The sequence below is a fragment of the Planctomycetota bacterium genome, assembly GCA_016207825.1.
Classification (GTDB): Bacteria; Planctomycetota; MHYJ01; order JACQXL01; family JACQZI01; genus JACQZI01.
In genome coordinates this window covers 141,042-161,017 of sequence record JACQZI010000023.1, presented here as the reverse complement: position 1 = coordinate 161,017, position 19,976 = coordinate 141,042, and the positions used below count along the sequence as shown (strand labels likewise).

The window sequence follows — 19,976 nt, the reverse complement described above, 5'->3', positions numbered from 1 at the left end:
ACGGCTATTTCTTGTCCGGATATAATTTCTCTTGCAATTGTTCAGCAAGCGATTCATCCAGTTTTTTCAACGCCTTGTGTTGTTCGGCGGCTTTTTCCTTTTCGCCTGTTATAAGGTAAGCAAGTGCCAGGTCGTACCGCGCATCGGCGTAATCCGGTAAGCACCGTATTGCTTCTTTATACGATTCGATTGCTTTCTCGTATTCGCGCTTGATGGCATATTCTATCCCCAGGTTATAATATGCCACGGCGAAATCCGGGTTAATCGTAAGGGCTTTTTTATAACACCCGATTGCTTTTTCGCTTTCATCCAAAAGCGCATAGGTGAAACCCATGCTGTTATATGCATCCGCATAATTCGGGTCAAGCTCGACCGCTTTTTCGTAATGCTTGAGCGAACTTTTAAAGTCTTTCATCTTTCGGTAAGTGAAAGCGATATTGTAATTAACCACCGCACTATCCGGGACTATACGCAATGTTTCCATGTAAGCTTCCTTTTCCCGTTCGTAATCTCCCATTTTTCCGTATACAAGGCCGAGGTTATTGTAAGCATCGGCGTAATCTGGATTAATCCGTATCGCCGTCTTATAAGAAAGCACGGCCTTTTTATAATTGCCGTTTCCCTCATGAATTAACCCGATATCGTTGTATGCCTCGGCATATTCGGGTTCGATTTCTATGGCTTTTTCATACGCTTCTATCGCCTCTTCGTTTTTTCTCTCTTCACTCAAGGCGCGCCCCTGCCAGAACCAGTACGTTGCCTGTTTATTATACTTGGATTTCGTAACGGCATTTTTATCCGGCGCGCCAGGCTTTATTTCATCTATATAGTCTTTGATGATGTTTATCGGCATGGCAAAATTAACGTTCTGGGCGTTTTCCTGCGTAAGCGTAGCGATGCCGATAACCTCGCCGTTTTCGTTAAAGACCGGGCCGCCGCTGCTCCCATGGGAAATCGGCGCGCTTATCTGCAGGACTTTCTTTGATTTCCATTTACGTACCGCGCTTAAGAGGCCGTTGGAAATGCTGTTCTCATACCCTTGAGGGCTCCCTATTACATAGACGTTTTCCCCCGGTGTAACCTTGTCGGAATCGCCTAAATTCACGGTCGGCAGGTTCTTGGCGACTATTTTTAATACCGCAAAGTCGTTTTCGCTGTCTTCATAAATTACATTTTCGACCTCAATGGTTTTGCCCCCGGTCGTTTTTACCTCGATTGTTTTTGCCTCTTCAATTACATGCTGGTTGGTGATGATAATTCCGTCGTTTTTTACTATAAAACCGCTTCCCTGCGCCAGTTGCTTGTTCTTTTTATTGTAAGTAATGATGGTTACCACGGCATCGTTGTTTTTCTCGTAAATGGTTTTGGATGCCTGGGCAAAAATAAAGACTGCTTCTAAGGGGAAAACCAGGCAGATAATTATTAGTCCCGTTATTTTAAATAGGTTTTTTGTCATATACTTTCTGTTTTTATTATATTAAGAAAGATTCTAATCCCAAAGTTCTTTTAAGTCAAACGAACAGCTATATTTTAAACCCCAGAAAATTCTTAAGAAGCAGCAGGCCGTCCGGCGTCATAAAAGATTCCGGATGGAACTGCACCCCTTCCAATGCCGGTATTTTCTTGTGCCGGACTCCCATAATTTCCGTTTCTGGTTTATTGCCTTTAGTCATTTCTGTCCGGGCGGTTATTTCAAGGCAATTCGGGAGGCTTTTCGGTTCGGCAATAAGGGAATGATACCTTGCCGCGGCAAATGGATTCGGTAAGTTTTTGTAGATTGTTTTTCCATCGTGATAGACTTTGGACGTCTTGCCATGCATCAATCTCCCCGCACGGATGATTTTACCCCCGAAAACCGCCACCAAGCATTGGTGGCCCAGGCATACTCCCAAAATCGGTATTTTCCCGGCGAATTTCTTTATTACCTTGTTTGAAATCCCCGCCTCCTTGGGTGTCTCGGGCCCGGGCGAAATTATGATGTGGGAAGGTTTTTTGGATTTTATCTCATTGGTCGTTATCGCGTCATTGCGGTAAACTTGTACATCCTTGCCGAGTGTTCCTATCACTTGAACCAGGTTATAGGTAAAAGAATCGTAATTATCAATAACCAGAATCATAATTATTATCCTATCTCAAGCATCCTCCTGATTGAATCCATCGCCTTTTTAGCCGTCTCCGGCTCGACTGTTACCCGGTAAACCATATCTTCCAGCGACCACAAGATCTTTTCCAAGGTGTTCAATTTCATGTTAGGACAATCCGCTAAGTTTGATGCTGCCATAAATATTTTGTTCGGGTTTTCCTTTTTTAAGCGGTGGATAATACCTATCTCCGTCCCAATAATGAATTCTTTAGCATCGGTTTCCTTGCAATATTTAAGAATCCCGCTGGTTGAAGCCACCTTATCCGCAATGTCAATCACTTCCTGAAGGCATTCCGGATGGACGACTACCTTGGCATCAGGATGCTTTTCTTTTTGTTCCTTTATATCTTTTGCCGTAATACGGTGATGCGTCGGACAATATCCGTTCCACAGGATTAGCCTGCGCCCGGCTTGGGCCGCGGTATAGCTTCCCAGGCTCTGGTCAGGGATAAATATAATGGGTTTTTCTTTGGGGATTGCCTTAACCACTTTCACCGCGTTTGACGAAGTGCAGCAGTAATCGCTTTCCGCCTTGACCGCTGCGCTGCTGTTGATATAGGTAACCACCACGGCATTAGGATGTTGTGCCTTAAGCTCCTTTAATTGCCGTGCCGTAATCATATTAGCCATGGGACATCCGGCGTTTTCATCAGGGATTAAGACGGTTTTATCCGGCGTGATGATGGAAGCAGTCTCCGCCATGAAATGCACTCCGCAAAAGACTATTACCTTCGCATCTGTCCTCGAGGAAATCTGTGCCAACTCCAGCGAATCGCCTACGTAATCGGCGATATCCTGCACCTCGCTCTTTTGGTAATTATGCGCCACAATCACCGCCTTGCGTTCCTTGCGAAGTTTATTAATCTTTTGGATTAAATAAGTTTCTGCCAGCATAAATTAATTGCCTTTATTACAACCAGAATATATAATTTTATCATTAACTGGTAGGTTTTTCAATATAATAATTCGATCAGGCTTTTATGAAGATATCATTAATGCACGGGCTCGGCAACGAGTATATCGTATTCGACGGCACAAAAGCACGGCTCAACCTGTCGCCTGCTATTATAAAGAAGCTTTGCGATAGGAAAAGCGGCATAGGAGCTGACGGAATAATCATAATACTGCCGCTTCATAAATTCGCTAATTCACCGGCTCACTCGTTAGCCCCTGCTGATTTCAGGATGCGTATCTTCAACGCGGATGGTTCAGAAGCAGAAATGTGCGGGAACGGCATCAGGTGTCTGGGCAAATACGCCTACGAACATGGTTTGACCTGGAAGAAAACTATCAAAGTGGAAACCCTTGCCGGTATTAAAACGCTTGATTTGGATATTAAGGATAACAAGGTGAAAAACATCCGCGTGGAGATGGGCAAGCCGGAAAGTATTGCAGATTGCAGATTGGAGATTTTAGATAAGAAGTTCAAAGCGGTAAAAGTCTCCATGGGAAACCCGCACTGCGTTATCTTCGTTCCGGACACCGTTAAATTCCCGGTCGAGCGCTATGGGCCGCTTATCGAAAAGCACCGGATATTTCCCAAGCGCACCAATGTCGAATTCGTCCGCATAGTAAACAAAACCAACATTAAACAGCGCACCTGGGAGCGCGGGGTGGGTGAGACAACTGCCTGCGGGACCGGCGCCGCCGCGTCTGTCGCCGCCGGAATCTTTAAGAAGCGGCTTACCCGTAAAGTTAGTGTCCATCTTAAAGGCGGGAAGCTCCTGGTTGAATCCAAGCCCGATGGCACGCTTTATATCACCGGTCCGGCAGAAGAACTGTTCTATAAAAACGTATCTTTCTAAATCCCCTCTTGAGAGGGGTAGGGGTGTGTAATCACTTTTCCTTATAGTTGGCACTCGCGTCATTCGGATTCCTTTTTCTTGATTTTCCCGTTCCTTAGTGGTTAGATATCCCATATGAACAAAACCGCATGTGTGATTTTAGCCGCCGGAAAGGGCGTCCGTATGGGCTCGGAACTGCCCAAGGTGCTCCATCCCCTTTGCGGCAAGCCCTTGCTTTCCTATGTCATCGCCTGCGCCCGCGAAGCGAATATGAATCCCATCCACGTTATCATCGGGCACGGTGCGGAAAAGGTGAAAAACGCTTTTGCTAATGAAAATCTGAAATGGGTTTTGCAGGAAAAACAGATGGGGACTGCCCATGCCATTTCCCTGACAGCGCCTTTACTCAAGGGTTTCGTCGGCACGCTGCTCGTCCTTTGCGGGGACGCTCCGTTAATCACCGCGGAAACATTAAATAAACTTATTTCGTTACATGAGACGAATAAAGATACTGCCGTAACCGTATTAAGCGGTATTGTCAATTCCACGAATCAATATGGACGGCTTATCCGCAATGCTACAGGACAGCTTATGGCTATTATTGAGACATCAGATGCCGATGAAGAACAACTGCGCATAAACGAGATAAATTCCGGCATCTATGTCTTTAATCCGCAGAAATTGTTTGATGCCATTAAAGAAGTAAGACCCAATTCTAAGAACGGCGAGTATTATCTTACCGACATGGTTTCGCTTCTGGCGAAAAAAGGCGAGCGCGTGGAAGTCTTTATCGCGCCGGATGCTACCGAATGCCTCGGGATAAATTCCCGCGAGGAGCTTGCCAAGGCAAACCGGATAATGGAGGAGCGCATCCAGAAAAAATTAATTAATCAGGGTGTCATTATCATAGATCCTTCCAAGACATATATCGAAGCCGATGTCAATATCGGGACGGATACCGTCATCTTTCCCTTTACCGTGATAAGGAGAGGGGTGAAAATTGGCGCCAATTGTGAGGTCGGTCCGTTCTCGCATTTAAGAACCGGCACAGTTTTAAAAGACCATGCCGAGGTGGGCAATTTCACGGAGACCAAAAAGACTAAAATTGGGGAACATTCCAAGGCAAAACATTTGAGCTATCTCGGCGATACGACTATCGGTGACCATGTCAATATCGGAGCAGGCACCATCACGGCAAATTATGATGGGGAATCCAAGCACCAGACTATTATCGAAGATGGCGCATCTACCGGAAGCGGGACTGTTTTGGTCGCCCCTGTAAAATTAGGCAAAGACGCGGTTACCGGCGCGGGCGCGGTTATCACCAAAGGCAATGACGTCCCCCAAGGTGTTACCGTAGCTGGCATCCCGGCAAAACCGCTGGGCGGCAAGAAACCCAAACGCAAGAGCAAGCTTGCCCGCCATTGAGGCGGAAAATAGGTATTGTTTACACACGGATTAAACTGGTTGTAGATGCGACGGACATCTGAACAAGGGGAAAATGAATAGAATATCAAAAGAATTGGCCGAAGTCAGGTTCTAATCAGGCATGATGTTACCATAAAAATCAACTAATGGCAATGGTTTTTAGGATAATTCTGTCATTCAAATAGACTAATCACGCTAAAGTAATTTAGGGCTTACAGCTTTTCCTTTTACGGAAATCAATCCTGAACTTAACCTCTACTTTTATATTTTCCCGTCGTACCCCCTATTCCAAGTGCTTTGACCGGTCCGGATAGGGGTCAGGAGGGAGGTGTAGGGTAGGTGGGTATAGGGAGTGGTGATACCGGCTCCGGGTGGTTCAGGCTATTTTATTCCCTCCAGATAGAAAATCCATATACTCCCTTTCCGGGTTCGGAATACTCCGGATAGGGGTATGGCAGGGGGGACGGGTAGGGAGGGGGTAGATTACTTATCCGGTAGGGTGCGAAGTTTTTAGCCGTTCCAAAGTTTATTGGGTTTAGGTTTATATGATTCTGTCCGCAGTAGATACTTCGGATAATAGATATGTTTGGCATTAATAAAGAATGGGCTAAAACTAAATCGCTTTACTCCGGGCGGCGCTTCTTAACTGGACTTCGTCAAGGATAACAGGCCCTTTTACAAGGACGTTCCGCAGTTATTCCTTGAGGTAAAAGTCAGTCAGGTGTAAGGTACATCCCAATACTGCGTATTGGGACGTCGCTTTGCTCCGAGTGAGCCAAGCGTAAGCCAAGGGTTTGGGGCGATTCAGAAATGGGTCGCCCCCTCTCCATTTCATTTCGGGGACTGCAGATTGATTAAAATAGAACAGCGCCTTTCCTTTATTCGCCTTCTTTGGCATCCTTGGCGCAGCGGAAGCCGATTCTGAATGATGTGTAGTCAGGCGGATAGGAACTGCGCATGGCGCACCGTAAATCCTCGGAGAAATCTCCCCAGCTTCCGCCACGCACTACCTTATAAGGGAATTTCGGATTCCCTTGCGAATCCTTTTCCGATTCGTCCGGGCCGGGTGGGTTACGTTCCGGCGGCGGGTCCTGCCGGTAATAGCGCCAGTCATACCAGTCGCTTACCCATTCGGAAACGTTGCCTGCCATATTGTGGCATCCGTAGGGGCTATTGCCGTTTTCATAGTCATTGGCAAAGGTCAAATCCCGTATATTGGAAAGGGCGTTACGGCATTTAAGTTTATCGAAATCGTTGCCCCAAGGATAGATAAAGCCTTCGTCACCCCGAGCGGCCTTTTCCCACTCGGCTTCGGTCGGAAGCCTTTTTTCCGCCCAGTCGGCATAAGCCTTGGCGTCTTCCCAGGAAACATATACCACCGGATAATTTTCCTTGTCGAAAGGGATTTCGCCGTCCACCCAGTGGCGCGGGGGTTTATAGTTTTTGGCATCTACAAATTTCTTATACATGGCGTTGGTCACTTCGTATTTATCTATATAAAAGGCCTTCAAATATACTTTATACTGGGGCTGTTCGTTGATATCAGCGTTCTGGTCTTCCGGTTTACTACCTCTTAAGAACTGCCCGCTTTTTACCAGGACCATTTCCTGTTCCAGAATCTTTGGCTTGGGGAAAGTTTCTTCCTCTCCCGGAAGTATTTCATCTTCCTTGGAATTTTCGCTGCCATCGGTTCCGTCAATAGGTTTTGTCTCATCCTGTCCCATTAAGCCGGCTATGGGGAAGGAAAAAAATCCCAGCAGGAAAATTATTACGGATAACCAGATAAACAAATGTATTTTCGGAGACATAAACCACCTCCCTTATTACGGAATTAATTTATCCAAATATTATCACAAGGCCGATATAAATTCAAATAAATTAGTTTTGCCGCGGAATCACACAGAATACGCCTAACAGCAAGAACGCGTAGCATAATTTAATTAAGAATGTTTTTCCGGAGTTTCTTCTTCCTCTTCCTTTTCCGCGCTTACTTTAAGGATGGGACCGCGGATTGTTTCTATGATATCCGAGGCGTTTATTTTAACCTTGGTTCTGTCTTCAAGTTCGATAAGCATTTTTTGGCTTAAGATATCCACATCAATGATATCGCCCACTTCTTTGGCGGTTCTTACCCGGCTGCCTTTTTTAGGGAGTTTGGATTTAAGCTCAGTGTATGTTTCGTCCTCAAAACGCAGGCAGCACATCAGGCGACCGCATCTGCCGGAAATCTTGGAAGGGTCCATCATGGTTTTCTGCTGCTTGGCCATTTTCATAGTGACCGGTTCGAGCCCTTTAAGGAAGGTTTTGCAGCAGAGTTCCTGTCCGCAGTGTTCGAAATCACCCAGGAAGCGTGCTTTATCTCGCACGCCTATCTGGCGCATTTCTATCCGGGTTTTATATTCGCGCGCCAGTTCCTTGACCAGTTCCCGGAAATCTATCCTGCCGTCCGCGATAAAGTAAAAGATTATCTTTTCACCGCCCAGCAGGTGCTCGGCACAGATCAGGTTAATCGCTAGGTTGAGCGCCTTTATTTTCGACTGGCAGTATTCCATTTCCTTGGGAATTTTAATCTGGCAAATGTTATCCAGTTCTTTTTGGTCTTCTGTTGCCAGGCGACGTAAGACTTCTCCGGTACTTTCCGCCAGAGGCGGTGCTGGGAGAGGTGCGCCATCCGTCTTCTGGGTGTCTTTGGCTGGTGCCACAGTTTCTGTGGGAGCCGCAGAAGAAATAACAATGCCGATTTCCGTCCCGCGCTCGGTTTTTACCACGACCGTTTCCCCACGCCGTAAATCACTTAAACTAGTCTTAAAATCACCGATTAAACGCGCTATCCCGTAACGAACTGTTGCAATATACATATTTTCCCCTATTATATATTAATAACCGTATTGGTTACAACAAGATTGTAATTCATATTAAGCCGGATATATTGTTCTGCCTGGATGATTGTTTCAATCGCTTTGGAAACACGCCGGAGCGGAAATAACCCCTTCGCCTTATTTAAGGAGACGATGTTATCGTAATTAAAGATTGTTTTATCGTCGCCGATGCCGAGGTTTAAGAGCATCAAATCGCGCAATGCAAGCGATATTATTTTCAACTGGCGTATGATGCTTGTCCTGATGTCCTCGTTTTCTTTTTCCCTTTTGGCGAACCCGATGATGTCCTCTGTCAGGGCTGAGCTTGGCTGGAGCGCGCCCCTGATGAGTTTCTGCCGGTGGGGGATAAAGCCTTTTTCATAAAGTTCCAGTGCCTGCCCGGCCGAGCCGCCGGAAAGGGCTATCAAGATTTTCAACTCTGCTTCGGTTAACTTGCCTTTTATGGATTTGGAAAGCAATCCTTTAAGGGCGCTTTCCGGTAACGGATAAAAACGAATAAGGTGGCAACGGGAAAGAATGGTCGGCAATAACGATTCCGGCTTGGAGCTTATCAGGATAATTAATGAATAAGGGGGCGGCTCTTCCAGCGTTTTCAGGATGGCGTTGGTGGCTTCTTCAGACAAAGTTTCCGCATTGTTGATGATAAAAATTTTGTATCTGCCTTCAAACGGTTTCAGGGCTATTTCATGTTCCAGCTCACGGACGGCTTCTATCGGGATGTTTTTCTTTTTCTCAGGAACGGATAAGATATTTAAAGCAGGGTGGTTTTTGTGCTCTGTGCGCAGGCATGAGCGACACTTGCCGCAGCCTGTGCCTTTTTCGCAAAGGAGTGCCTTTGCCAGTTCTTGGGCAAATAGAAACTTGCCGACTCCTTCAGGCCCGGAAAAGATATAGGCGTGCGCCAGCTTCCGTTTTTTTATGATATCGCCGAAGAGAGCTTTCGGCTGTTCTTGGCCGAGAATATTGTTAAACATATTTTTATTTTACGCCTACGGTAACATTACGGAAACGGGTCGGGCTGGTGCCGTGCGACATTTCCGCGGTTTGCGAGGGTTCTCCCTTGCCGCAGTTGGGCACGCCCCATAAAACCCAGTGGTTTTCATTGCAGATGGCGTCGCAAGAGCTCCAGAATTCTGGGGTAATGCCCTGGTAAGTCGGGTTTTTCACCATGTGGGTTTTCTTGCCGTTTTTGATTACCCAGCCGATTTCACAACCGAACTGGAAATTCAGACGCATCTGGTCGATGCTCCAGGAACGGTTGGTTTCCATATAAAGGCCATTTTTGGTATCGGCTATTAAATCGTCCAATTCCCAATCTCCGGGCATAAGGCTGATGTTATTGTTGCGAACCATAGGAATTCGATTAAATCCATCCGCGCGGCAGCAGGCGCGGCTTGCTTTATCGCCTACTTTGCCGGCGAATTCGCGATTTGTCTGGTAGCCTTTGAAAATGCCGCTTTCCACAATATGCCAGCGCTGGGCTTTTACGGCATCATCATCATAACCAATTGTTGCCAGTCCTCCAGGCACGGTACCGTCGCCTACCAAGTTGACGATAGGGGAGCCGTATTTAAAGTGCCCGGTATATTTTTCCGGGGTGAGGAAACTCCTGCCGGCGTAACTTTCCTCAGCTCCGAATACGCGGTCCAGTTCTGTTGGGTGTCCGACGGATTCATGTATTTGAAGCCCCAGTTGTGCCCCGCCGAGAATCAAATCCGTTTTACCGCTTGGACATGGTTTAGCTGTAAGGAGTTCGACAGCTTCGTCGCGGGTACGCGCGGCATTTTCCACCAGCCTAAGGTTGTTTATCAATTCATAGCCGAGTGACATATACTGCCCGCCGAACGAAGTCGGGTAAGAACGTATCTGGGATTCTCCTTTATCCACGGCAGTGGCGGAATAGCCGGCGCCGCTGCGCAGTAATAATTGCTCGATAAAACTTCCTTCTGAAGTTGCCAGCCACTGGCGCTCTTTGCGGAAACCCATACTGCTTATGGCAACGGCAATCTTGCGGTTTTTGCGCAGGATGGCATCTACTTTAAAAAGGATGTCCAGTTTTTCATCCATCGGGACTTTGAAAGGGTCTATTAGATATGGGGTTTGCCATTTATCCTTATAGACAGGTTCCTGGGTCAGCTTGATATCTTCTTTTTTTAAGCGGGCGCTTGCCTGAGCGATTTCCACGGCCAGAGCGCTTATCCGGCTGATCTCTGAAGGGTTGACACGCGTGCTGGAAGCAAAGCCCCAAGCGCCGTTTGCCAGCACCCTTACGCCGAATCCGTATGATTCGTCGTGGTCCATGGCGACAATGCGGCCGTTGCGCACGCCGATACTTTCCGTATCCAGCTTAATAATGCGGATATCCGCGTAACTGGCCCCCTTGGATTGAGCCGTGTCCAAAGTTATCTGCGATAATTCTTTCATTTTTCCTCTCCTAATTTATTTTTCTGATAAATTCTTTAACCAAAGCGGTCATTTTCGGTTCGGTTTGGTTGGCGATTTTAATGATTTCTTTTATATTAGCCGGGCGGAGCGTTTCCGGTATGCACATATCGGTCACGGCGGAAATGCCCAGTATTTTCAAGCCCGCATGGATGCCGACAATCACTTCCGGAACGGTGGACATGCCGACCACATCAGCGCCGATAATACGCAGGAAGCGGTATTCCGCGCGGGTTTCTAGGTTCGGCCCGGTAAGCGCGACATAAACCCCACGGTGCGCGGTTATGCCGAGTTTTTTGGCAATGGATTCTGCCTGCGCGATGAATTTCCGGTTATATGGCTCGCTCATATCCGGGAAGCGGGTGCCGAGAGTGTCGTCATTTGGTCCAATAAGCGGATTTACGCCCATGAGATTTATGTGGTCTTCAATGATAATGAGGTCGCCCCGCTGGTATTTCGGGTTTAAGCCGCCGACTGCGCTGGAAACAATAAGCGTTTTTGCCCCAAGCGCTTTTATTACCCTCACCGGCAAGGTGATATCTTCAAGTGAGTAGCCTTCGTAGTAATGAAACCGGCCGTCCATGGCGATGACTTTTGTTCCGTTTAATGTGCCCAGCAACAGCTCGCCTTTGTGGGAAAGTACGGTGGAAACAGGAAAATGCGGTATTTTGGAGTAAGGCAATACCGCCTTTACTTTAATTTCCTCGGCCAGTTTTCCCAGCCCCGTGCCGAGGATAACGCCCACATCAGGTTTAAAGGCCAGTTTTTTGCGTATGGTGTTTGTCGCCTCTTTAATCTTAGCCGATAGTTTCGTTTTTGTCATTTAAGTCGCTCCTCAATTTCGATGATTTTTTTATCGATGAAATTTTCCGCCTGCCGGTATAGCTTGGTATCGACAAAACGGTATTTAATCAGGTTATAGCTTTTGAGGGCGCTAAAATAGTTTTGGTCATTAAACTGGGCATTTGCTTGGCGGAAAATAAAATCAGCGTCTTTTTCCCTCATCGGAACGGATTCCTCAAGCTTGCCGAGATATTTATTTATAACAGCCGTTTCTTCTTTGTCCTGATTGTTTTTTAAGGCCGTGTTCAGGAGTGTTTTCGCCTCGTTTATCATGCCTCCCCTTTTTAGGCAAAGAATTGCTAATTTAAGAGTTTCGCTGCTGGAAAGTTTCCATCCTTTGCTGATTAAATCGAAAAGTTCCGGAGATGAGATTTTGCGCCAGAGAACCAGTTCCCCGTTCTGCAGGACAATACCGCTGTTGGAGATATCGCTTATTTTCTGGTTTCTGAGGGATTTTTTACCCTTAAACTGCGCGGCATTGAGTTTCAGCTGGTTCATTATTCGGATTTCGCAAGTGAGTTCATAAAGGATATCTTTTTTCCGCTCGTTATAATCAGGTGTTTTAACAGTAATTATATTCAAAAGCGATTCCGCTTCTTTGAGAAGTTTATCCGGATTGGACAAATCGCTTTCGTGGACCAGCATAAGGACATCAGGATATGTCCGGTAGAATATTCCTTCATCGATCCCAAGTAGCTTTTGAAATGCCGTGTTTTTTTGTTGTTGTATTTTCTGTTCTATATCAGCCAAATTATCCCGGACCATCTGTTCTAGTTCCGGTTCGCCGTAAAACCCCTGTTTTTTCTCCAGTAACTTCTTGGCCTCCTCCAGCTTTTCTTCCGCCATAAGTTTTACCGCTTCGTTACGGGTTTCCTGGAAATCATCCAACCCGCGGTTTTTTATCTCAAGGAGCAATTCCGAGGCGACTATGTTATAGAGAGTATCCTGATATTTTTCATCATTTATAAAACCGGTCGTTATATCATATGCTTCTTTGAAACGATGCTCTTTAACCGCGTTTTTAACCTGAGGCTGAAGTTTTTCATAATGTTCCCGGCTGTTTTCGATGCGCCCTTTAAACAGGTTTGCTTGCCGTATTTGTTCATCCGCATGGGCAACCGAAGCTGTGCCGGCATATTTAAGCTTGAAATTTTCCCATCCTTCAATCCATTTTTTTATATAGAAATCGACGTCGCCTGTTTTGGCAAGCGTAATAATCTGCTGGCGTTCGTGGCTTGTCTCTTCCGTTAAGGCGGTAAAAAGCTCGGATGATTTCTTTTCTTTATATTTTTGCCTAACCGGTTCGCTTATCTGGTTAAAACGTTTGTCTAGGTCAGCTAGTTTTACCTGGACCACAATTGATAATTTTATATTGCGGCATTTTTCTGTTAATTTCTCATAGCGTGTAATAAGCTCCATGAGGAGTTCGACATCATCTTGAGGGGTGTCTTTTAAAGCCGTGTCCAATTTATCAATTTCCGCAATAATCTGTTTTTCATCCGGCTGGAACCCGTTCTGGGGAATAACCGTAGGCTCAAATCCAGGCCCGATATTTTTATAATGATGCCAGACTATAAGGAACAGGCTTAATCCGGAAAGTACGGTTAGTATCACCGGTAACACAATGCTATCTATCAGATTTTTCGGCAGCGTGCCTTCCTCTTTAGAGGGTTCTTTTTTGGAGGTGTCATCCGGAGTGGATGTTGCCCGTGTGCTAATGACTCCGCTTTTAATCGTTTCCAGCGCTTTCAGGACTTCGGAAAAAGTCTGGAAACGTTCGTCTGGATTCCTTTTAATCATTTTATCAATTATTTTGCTGAGTTCGCTGGATAAGCCGGGTTCCAATTGCTTAATGGGGGTCGGGTCATCCTTGATTTTCTTGGCGATGATTTCTTTGACGCTAGACCCGGAATATGGCGTTATGCCGGTAAGTATGCGGTAAAAAGTAGAGCCGAGCGAATATATATCCGCCCGGTGGTCAACCGGCTTTCCCGTTGCCTGTTCAGGCGCGACGTAATGGGGAGTGCCGAAAACGCTGCTTGCCTGTTCTTCGGCGAAAGGGGCTTTGAGGCTTTTTGCCAGGCCGAGGTCTCCTATTTTAATTATTTCGTTTTCCCCCATCATAAGATTATCAGGTTTGATATCGCGGTGGACGATGCCTTTCTTTTCCGCGTATTCCAGTCCCTGGGCCGCTTGGAAAACAATGCCGACGGCCACTTCCGGCGGTAGTTTCTTACGTTTGGAAAGTATATCCTGCAGACTGGCACCCGGCACATATTCCATGGAGAAAAAGTAAACTTCTTTGTCGGAACCGACATCGTAAACCTGGACGATATTGGGGTGGTTAAGCTGGGCAGCCGCGCGGGCTTCCTGCACAAAGAGGTTGATGAATGTTTTATCCTTTACCAATTCATCCGAGAGGAGCTTTAACGCTACCACGCGATTTAAAGAAATCTGGAGTGCTTTATAAACCGTGCCCATGCCGCCGCGGCCGACGCGTTCCATGATGGTGTATCCGCCGATAGTCTGACCGATGGGTCCCTGTTTCTGGGCTTCGATATCTCCCATAAAAGTGAAAAGAGTTTCGCCGATTTGTACCTTGTCTCCCAGTTTTAGTGCGCGTTCTTTGACTTTCTGTCCGTTAACAAAGGTGCCGTTCATGCTGTTCAAATCTATCAGGTAATAACCGCCGTCCGCGCGGAATTCTATCCGGAAGTGCATGCGCGAAGCCATGATGTCGCTTAAGCGCAGGTTAGCGGTAGTTTCCCGTCCAATGACAATGGTGTCGTTTCCGCTGATGCGGATGGATTTGCCTTTATCAGGGCCTTTTTCTACTATTAAACGAGGCATAATATTACAAGATATAAAAGTTATTTAGGCCGCTTCTTTAAAAAGAGCTGTCCCGATTCTGATGAACGTAGCCCCTTCTTCTATCGCGACATCATAATCCTGGGTCATGCCCATTGACAGGTGGCAGAAATCATTTCTTGCCTGACCAGTCATTTTAGTTTTCAATTCGTCGAGGTATTCCCGGAGTTTTCGGAATACGGGGCGGGATTCTTCAGGGTTAGTTGCTTCTGGTGCAATGGTCATCAAGCCGATAATTTTCAGATGGGAATAATCCTTTGCTTTCCCGTAAAAATTAAAGAGCTCTTCCGGTTTTATCCCGTATTTCGATTCTTCCCCGCTTATATTAAGCTGGATAAAAACATTAAGTTGCTTATTGATCCTGTTAGCTTCGTTTTCCAGCGCCTCTGCCAGATGCAAGCTGTCCAGCGAGTGCAGGTAATTAAAAAAAGGCAACCCCCTCTTGATTTTATTAGTCTGCATATGACCAATCATATGCCAGGTTACCGAATCCGGTAAAGCCTCTGCTTTTTTTACCAGTTCCTGAACTTTGTTTTCCCCTAAATCGAAGAGTCCGAGTGCTGGTAAATACCCGATGGTTTCAATGTCCGCGTATTTAGTAACTGTTATCAGTTTAATTTCCGAAGGATCCCTGTTTACCTTACGAGCCGATTTCTCGATTTTCTGCCTTATCCAATCCAGATTATTCGTCAAATATTCCGGAACAATTAGCTCGTTCATATGGGCTTTTAAACTTATTATATTACTTCCGATAAAGCTAAAAGTCAATTAATAAAAGCGAGATGTTTCCCGATAGCTTTTATATGTGGTTAAAGGTAGCCGAAATCATCTGTCTTGCAGACTAAAAATTACTTTTTTACTAAAATTTTGCTAAACTACTTGTGAAATATAGCTGATAATATAAGTATAGCAGAGATTATGGCAGGAAAGAATAAATCTTTTGCGGAAAATCTATCTTCGGAGGAAAAAATGCTTATTACATTGAGGGACGAACTCTATGGCGGCAGCTGGGAAAGGATGCTTAAAGACCTGGGTGACCGGTTAAAAGGCAGACCTTATATTTTCAAACTGGTTAATCGTATTAAGGATGACCTCAAGCGGATAGAGAAACTGCAGGAATACGAGGAGAAAAATAAGGTAAACCTGGCGGATCAGATTAAAGATAAGTTTTAAGCGTTGACCAGTCGGCCGTCCCCGTCATTTAGGCAGGCTTAGTTTTTCTATCGCCTTTTCAAGTTGCTTATCGTGTGTTATATCAATCTGGTCTCCCCGGCTGCGCGCTTTTAATAATTCCACCTCCTCCGCGGTAGAGAGTTCAACCAATTCATCAGGATCCAATCCGTAATTCTTATCTTTTTGCCTTTGCAGGCATTTGCCGGAAGGAGTATAATATTTAGAAATAGTAAGTTTTACGGCGGATTTATCTCCGGGGATTTCCACGAGCGTCTGGACAAGTCCTTTGCCGTATGTACGCGAACCGACTAGTATTCCTTTTTTATGGTCCTGGATGGCGCCCGAAAATATTTCTGAAGCGCTGGCGGTATATCCGTTAATGAGAATAACTAAAGGCACCCCGTCAAAAACAGCGTTTTTAGGTTCGGCTTTGTAGATTTCTTTGGAGTCTTCAGCCCGCCCCTTGGTGGAAACGATAATGCCATTCTTGATAAACATATTGGATATTTCTACGGCAGGGATCATCAGTCCACCTCCATTAAATCTCAAATCTATTATGAGGGACTTTATCCCTTTTTCCCGCAGGTTTTTTACCTCTTGCGCAAACGACTCGCTTGTATCTTCCTGGAAATTAGTAATGCGGATATAGCCAATATTTTCTTCTTTGTTTATTATATGGGCGTATTTCACGCTTTTTATCTTTATCTTTTCCCTGATAACGGTGATTTTTTGGGGAGTGTCTTCTCCCTGGTGAAGGAGTGTTAAGGTGACTTCGGTTCCTTCTTTCCCTATGATACGGCGGAAGCAATCGGAAAGCGTGAAAGATTCTGTAGATTCCCCGTCTATTTCCAGGATATGGTCTCCGGCGAGTATTCCTGCCCGGAAAGCAGGCGAGTCTTCCAGCGGGGCAATGACCTTAAGCATCCCATTTTCCATGGTGATTTCCATTCCCACCCCGGTAAGTTCGCCTTTCATTGAAATCTGGAATTCTCTGTATTCATCCGGGGAAAAATAATCACTATAGGGATCAAGATTATTAAGCATGCCTTTAAAGGCGTTATTGAATATATCTTCAGATTTAACATCGTTTACGTAATTATTTTTGATGATATCATAAACCGTGACGATTTTCTTTACTTCTTTTTCAACGATTTGGGAGTCCGAGGAACCTCCTGATATTTTAGTTGCTATCAGAAACGCCGCCACTAGGGCGAAGATAAACAGAACAATATGAAGCTTGCTGATTTTAAACGAGATGATCATTTTGTTTCTTTTCCCTCTAGTAGTGGATTTTATTGGGTCCTTTTGCGGCTTATTGCTTTTTTTGCGGCGCCGACGATATCCTCTGCGGTAAGATGATAATATTTAAGCAGTTCATCCGATTCGCCGGATTGCCCGAACCGGTCGTTTATCCCGACCATTTCAATCGGCACTGGATGGTTGCGGCTCAATAATTCCGCGACAGCGCTTCCCATGCCTCCGGCAACAAGATGTTCTTCGGCTGTGACAACGGCTCCGGTCTTTTTGGCAAGGCTGATGATACTGTCGTTATCAAGCGGTTTTATCGTGTGGAGATTGACTACTGTGGCGCTTATGTTTTGCGCTTTCAGGGCATCCGCCGCTTCCAGCGCCTTGGCAACCATTATTCCGCAGGCGATGATTGTAACATCATTTCCCTCGCGTAAAATATTGGTCCCACCCACCTTAAAATAATCTGTTTGATTTGTAATCACCGCCAGTTTCGGCCTGGAAAGACGGATATAGACCGGGCCTTTAATCTGGGCGGCGGCGAATATTGCCTTGGGCGTTTCCACGGCATCGCAGGGAATGATAACGGTCATTCCCGGAATCACGCGCATGAGAGCGATATCCTCAATTCCCTGATGAGAAGCGCCGTCCGGGCCGACCGCAACGCCTCCGTGTGTGGCGACTATTTTGACATTGGCTTTGGTATAGGCAATCGTATTCCTGATTTGTTCCCATGGGCGTCCGGTGGCAAATATTGCGAAGGTTGTGGCAAAGGCAATTTTGCCGGAAAACGCCAGTCCCGCGGCGGTATTCATCATATTGGCTTCGGCGATTCCCATATTAAAAAACCGATCCGGGAAGGCTTTTTGGAAATCGCTTGTCTTAGTTGAGCCGGCCAAGTCTGCGGAAAGTACGACTACATTGGGGTTTATTTTTCCCAATTCCACCAGCGCGCTTCCGCACGCTTCTCGAGTGCATTTCATTTCCGCCATAACGTCGTATATTGTAAGACAAAAAATCCACAAAGGCAATAAAAATATAATTTGACTTAAATGATTATATTTAAAACCTGAACTCGGCACCTGCCAATACCGTTCTCCCCGGCATGGGATAGCCGCGGTCATTAATCGAACTGCCCAGCTGGATAACATATTCCTTATTGGTAATATTTTCCATTCCAATAAAGAACCCGAAATTGCCCGCGGTGTTTTTCCTTATCTTCATATTCACCAGCCAGTAACCGCCCTGCTTTTTGGTTTCTGTCCAGGCTGTTTCCACGGGAAAACCAAGGTCGCTATTTCCGTAGTATTGGTAGGTGGATGCGATATATTGCACATCCATATCCAGAAACAAGTTTTCCGCCCCGCCGAGATTGGCAAAGTTTATTCCGATATCAGTTTTATGGACAGGCGTATAAGCCAGTTGGCGGGTTTCTGATTTGCTGATGACAGCCAGGGTCGCCCAGGTAAACGGGTCATAGATATACTGGCGCGCTTCTTTGTTTCGCTGATATGCGTCCAGAAAAGTATAATTCAGGTTGAACGTAATATTTTTTATCTGCCGGTAGGTTACCCCCAATTCCAGCCCGGTAATCCACGCGGTATTAAGGTTTGAAGGATGCCATCTGTTACCCCAGGGTCCCATAGAGCCGGTCGGTGCCCAAGCGATCATGTTTTTAAGATTCTGCCTGAAGATAGTCAGTTCTGTAACCAATGCGACTGGTTTAAGTTCATGTTTTATTCCGGCTTCGTAGGTCTTGCCTTTTTCCGGCTGCAATTCCGGATTCCCTTCGGAAAATGCGTCTTTTGGCCAGTTAAGGTCGTTAAGGGAAGGCGCTCGGTAAGAACTGCCTCCGGAAACGCGCATGGATGTGGTCTCGTTTATGTGCCAGAGGATATTGCCTTTGCCCGTAAGCTGAGTCGCGAAATCAGTCGGGTTATCCCAGCGTCCGCCTATGGTAAAAAGGATGTTATCCAGTTTTATTTCGTTCTGGGCGAATGCGGCGTAATTGCCCCTGCGTGCGTTCCATTTGCTTTCGGTAAGGGTTACGGTTTGTAAATTAACCTCGTCATCATGTATCTTGTAACGCGCCCCGCCTGCGCTCAAGCCGGCGGTCCAGTGGTTAATATAGGAATAATCCAAGTCGGCGATTATTTCCGTTCCGTAAGTAGCGCTGCGGTAATTGCTGTTCCGGGTGTAATGCGCGCCCACGGAAATCCATTCCTGGTGATTAATATCATCCCAGTAATTGCCATATTGTTTAACCTTGAAATGCCCTATGTTAAAGACGAGGTTTAGGTATGATTTCGCGCTTTCCCCTGAATCGCGGCTGGTGGAAATCTTGCTGTCGCCGAATGTTTTTTGGGAGGCGGTTCTTAATGCCGGGTCTTTTGCCGGGCGCGTGCCGGGCAAATCGTTTTTGCCTTCGTTTGCGCCGATATCAAGCGACAGCTTCATTTCATCCGCCCATTTATAATTCATTTTGAGATGGCTGTCGTTTGAGTAATAGGCGCTGTTGTCGCGGTGCCCCTGCGATGATTTATAGTTTCCATTAAAGATGTATCCGAAACCGCCGAAAGAACGGCTGTCCGAAAACTGTGTAATGGACGTGTCATAAGAGCCGTATAATGTGTTGAGATAGCTTTTTGGCTGGCCAGATGGGTTTTTGGTAATGATATTGATCACCCCGGCAACGGCGTTGCCTCCGTAGAGGGAAGAAGCCGCCCCGCGCATGATTTCAATCCGTTCGACATTATCCGCGGAGAGAAACGATAAATCCGCTCCCCCGCTTGATGGCGCGTTGATGATTCGGTCGTCAACCATGACCAGCGTATGCTGTGAATACAAGCCTCTCAGGTGAATAGTGGCGTTCGAGCCGAGCGAGCCGTAGCGCAGTATCTTAGCGCCCGGGCTATAGGCAAGCGCATTGGTAATATCAAGCGTATTCTTGCCTTCTATTTCCGATTGCTTGATAAGAGTGATTGCGCCGGGCGCGTCCTTCAGCGGTTTTTCCTCGCGCGTGGCGGTAACCACGATTTCTTCCATCTCTTCTTCAGCCTTGGTTGGCAAACCGCAGAAACACAGAGCACACAGAGAAAAGCCTATTATTATAAAACGTTTCATGATATATCCCTTTCTTAAAACTATTCTGTTTTAATATCTAAAAAC

16 protein-coding genes are annotated in these 19,976 nt (G+C 46.1%); 3 read left to right on the top strand and 13 right to left on the bottom strand.

From position 1 onward, the window contains the following. Positions 1-4: 4 nt before the first annotated feature. The 3 genes from HY811_08970 to nadA all read right to left on the bottom strand — a co-directional run bounded on the left by HY811_08970 (position 5) and on the right by nadA (position 3,037). Positions 5-1,456 (bottom strand): tetratricopeptide repeat protein, encoded by a 1,452-nt coding sequence (locus HY811_08970; GenBank protein ID MBI4834933.1) that lies wholly within the window; start codon positions 1,454-1,456, stop codon positions 5-7. A gap of 67 nt (positions 1,457-1,523) precedes the next feature. Next, entirely contained in the window at positions 1,524-2,117 is a 594-nt protein-coding gene (locus HY811_08965; GenBank protein MBI4834932.1) for an aminodeoxychorismate/anthranilate synthase component II, read from the bottom strand. Between the two features lie 5 nt (positions 2,118-2,122). Further along, positions 2,123-3,037 (bottom strand): quinolinate synthase NadA, encoded by a 915-nt coding sequence (gene nadA, locus HY811_08960; GenBank protein MBI4834931.1) that lies wholly within the window; start codon positions 3,035-3,037, stop codon positions 2,123-2,125. 86 nt (positions 3,038-3,123) lie between these two features. Here nadA and HY811_08955 point away from each other — a divergent pair, with 86 nt between their 5' ends. Further along, positions 3,124-3,948, top strand: coding sequence for a diaminopimelate epimerase (locus tag HY811_08955; protein ID MBI4834930.1), 825 nt, complete (start codon positions 3,124-3,126; stop codon positions 3,946-3,948). Positions 3,949-4,062: 114 nt separating this feature from the next. Beyond that, on the top strand, positions 4,063-5,355 hold the full coding sequence (locus HY811_08950; protein ID MBI4834929.1) for an NTP transferase domain-containing protein: 1,293 nt from the start codon (positions 4,063-4,065) through the stop codon (positions 5,353-5,355). Between the two features lie 878 nt (positions 5,356-6,233). On the opposite strand, the gene HY811_08945 is transcribed toward HY811_08950, so the two are convergent. From HY811_08945 to HY811_08915, 7 genes are all read right to left on the bottom strand, one after another. Next, positions 6,234-7,163 carry a formylglycine-generating enzyme family protein gene (locus HY811_08945; protein MBI4834928.1) on the bottom strand — a complete coding sequence of 310 codons (930 nt, stop codon included), beginning with the start codon at positions 7,161-7,163 and terminating at the stop codon, positions 6,234-6,236. A 132-nt stretch (positions 7,164-7,295) separates the two neighbouring features. Further along, complete coding sequence (locus tag HY811_08940; GenBank protein MBI4834927.1) at positions 7,296-8,213, bottom strand: signal peptidase; 918 nt, start codon at positions 8,211-8,213, stop codon at positions 7,296-7,298. Positions 8,214-8,224: 11 nt separating this feature from the next. Next, positions 8,225-9,208, bottom strand: a complete 984-nt coding sequence (gene holB, locus HY811_08935) for a DNA polymerase III subunit delta' (protein MBI4834926.1) — start codon at positions 9,206-9,208, stop codon at positions 8,225-8,227. A gap of 4 nt (positions 9,209-9,212) precedes the next feature. Next, positions 9,213-10,658, bottom strand: a complete 1,446-nt coding sequence (locus HY811_08930) for a TldD/PmbA family protein (GenBank protein ID MBI4834925.1) — start codon at positions 10,656-10,658, stop codon at positions 9,213-9,215. A gap of 10 nt (positions 10,659-10,668) precedes the next feature. Next, on the bottom strand, positions 10,669-11,499 hold the full coding sequence (locus HY811_08925) for a purine-nucleoside phosphorylase (protein MBI4834924.1): 831 nt from the start codon (positions 11,497-11,499) through the stop codon (positions 10,669-10,671). Next, the gene (locus HY811_08920; protein ID MBI4834923.1) at positions 11,496-14,369 is read right to left on the bottom strand and encodes a protein kinase; all 2,874 of its coding nucleotides are present in this window, start codon (positions 14,367-14,369) and stop codon (positions 11,496-11,498) included. Before HY811_08920 ends, HY811_08925 begins: the two co-directional genes overlap by 4 nt. Positions 14,370-14,393: 24 nt before the next feature. Beyond that, a complete protein-coding gene (locus HY811_08915) occupies positions 14,394-15,107 on the bottom strand; it encodes a YggS family pyridoxal phosphate-dependent enzyme (protein ID MBI4834922.1) in 714 nt (237 codons plus the stop codon). A 198-nt stretch (positions 15,108-15,305) separates the two neighbouring features. Between HY811_08915 and HY811_08910 the strand changes: the two genes are divergently transcribed. Beyond that, a complete protein-coding gene (locus tag HY811_08910; protein ID MBI4834921.1) occupies positions 15,306-15,560 on the top strand; it encodes a hypothetical protein in 255 nt (84 codons plus the stop codon). A 24-nt stretch (positions 15,561-15,584) separates the two neighbouring features. On the opposite strand, the gene HY811_08905 is transcribed toward HY811_08910, so the two are convergent. From HY811_08905 to HY811_08895, 3 genes are all read right to left on the bottom strand, one after another. Further along, the gene (locus HY811_08905; GenBank protein ID MBI4834920.1) at positions 15,585-16,823 is read right to left on the bottom strand and encodes a S41 family peptidase; all 1,239 of its coding nucleotides are present in this window, start codon (positions 16,821-16,823) and stop codon (positions 15,585-15,587) included. A gap of 29 nt (positions 16,824-16,852) precedes the next feature. After that, positions 16,853-17,800: a transketolase family protein gene (locus HY811_08900; protein MBI4834919.1), complete on the bottom strand. Its 948-nt coding sequence runs from the start codon at positions 17,798-17,800 to the stop codon at positions 16,853-16,855. Positions 17,801-17,870: 70 nt separating this feature from the next. Next, positions 17,871-19,931, bottom strand: a complete 2,061-nt coding sequence (locus HY811_08895) for a TonB-dependent receptor (GenBank protein MBI4834918.1) — start codon at positions 19,929-19,931, stop codon at positions 17,871-17,873. Positions 19,932-19,976 lie beyond the last annotated feature (45 nt).

Coding starts and splice junctions, on each gene's coding strand:
- HY811_08905 (MBI4834920.1), bottom strand. CDS start 16,823: ATGATCATCTCGTTTAAAATCAGCAAGCTTCATATTGTTCTGTTTATC.
- HY811_08900 (MBI4834919.1), bottom strand. CDS start 17,800: ATGGCGGAAATGAAATGCACTCGAGAAGCGTGCGGAAGCGCGCTGGTG.
- HY811_08955 (MBI4834930.1), top strand. CDS start 3,124: ATGAAGATATCATTAATGCACGGGCTCGGCAACGAGTATATCGTATTC.
- nadA (MBI4834931.1), bottom strand. CDS start 3,037: ATGCTGGCAGAAACTTATTTAATCCAAAAGATTAATAAACTTCGCAAG.
- HY811_08910 (MBI4834921.1), top strand. CDS start 15,306: ATGGCAGGAAAGAATAAATCTTTTGCGGAAAATCTATCTTCGGAGGAA.
- holB (MBI4834926.1), bottom strand. CDS start 9,208: ATGTTTAACAATATTCTCGGCCAAGAACAGCCGAAAGCTCTCTTCGGC.
- HY811_08925 (MBI4834924.1), bottom strand. CDS start 11,499: ATGACAAAAACGAAACTATCGGCTAAGATTAAAGAGGCGACAAACACC.
- HY811_08945 (MBI4834928.1), bottom strand. CDS start 7,163: ATGTCTCCGAAAATACATTTGTTTATCTGGTTATCCGTAATAATTTTC.
- HY811_08965 (MBI4834932.1), bottom strand. CDS start 2,117: ATGATTCTGGTTATTGATAATTACGATTCTTTTACCTATAACCTGGTT.
- HY811_08930 (MBI4834925.1), bottom strand. CDS start 10,658: ATGAAAGAATTATCGCAGATAACTTTGGACACGGCTCAATCCAAGGGG.
- HY811_08970 (MBI4834933.1), bottom strand. CDS start 1,456: ATGACAAAAAACCTATTTAAAATAACGGGACTAATAATTATCTGCCTG.
- HY811_08950 (MBI4834929.1), top strand. CDS start 4,063: ATGAACAAAACCGCATGTGTGATTTTAGCCGCCGGAAAGGGCGTCCGT.
- HY811_08920 (MBI4834923.1), bottom strand. CDS start 14,369: ATGCCTCGTTTAATAGTAGAAAAAGGCCCTGATAAAGGCAAATCCATC.
- HY811_08895 (MBI4834918.1), bottom strand. CDS start 19,931: ATGAAACGTTTTATAATAATAGGCTTTTCTCTGTGTGCTCTGTGTTTC.
- HY811_08940 (MBI4834927.1), bottom strand. CDS start 8,213: ATGTATATTGCAACAGTTCGTTACGGGATAGCGCGTTTAATCGGTGAT.
- HY811_08915 (MBI4834922.1), bottom strand. CDS start 15,107: ATGAACGAGCTAATTGTTCCGGAATATTTGACGAATAATCTGGATTGG.